This window comes from Chryseobacterium sp. SIMBA_029 (genome assembly GCF_046535275.1).
GTDB lineage: Bacteria > Bacteroidota > Bacteroidia > Flavobacteriales > Weeksellaceae > Chryseobacterium.
The window spans coordinates 1-337 of the sequence record NZ_JAWRXA010000120.1; the positions used below are offsets into that span (position 1 = coordinate 1).

Annotated in this window: 1 pseudogene; it reads left to right on the top strand. The window is 63.8% G+C overall.

The features are described 5' to 3' along the window. Nucleotides 1-337: pseudogene (gene glcE, locus SB679_RS23470) on the top strand (glycolate oxidase subunit GlcE); the annotation flags it as partial.

Sequence of the window (337 nt, forward strand, 5' to 3'; positions counted from 1 at the left end):
GTATCGCGGCGGGGCTCTCGGGACCGCGCCGCATGAGCGCCGGCGCCGTGCGCGACTTCGTGCTCGGCGCATCCATTCTCACCGGCCGCGGCGAACATCTCCGATTCGGGGGCCAGGTTATGAAGAACGTAGCGGGTTATGACGTGGCGCGACTGATGGCCGGGTCGTTGGGCACGCTCGATTTGCTGTTGGACATATCCGTCAAGGTACTGCCGAATGCTCCGGCATCGGCCACACTCAGGCAGGAGCTGAATGCATGCGACGCCGTGCGTAAGCTGAACCACTGGGCGGGCCAGCCGTTGCCGATAACGGCGAGTTGCTGGTATGAAGGCGTATT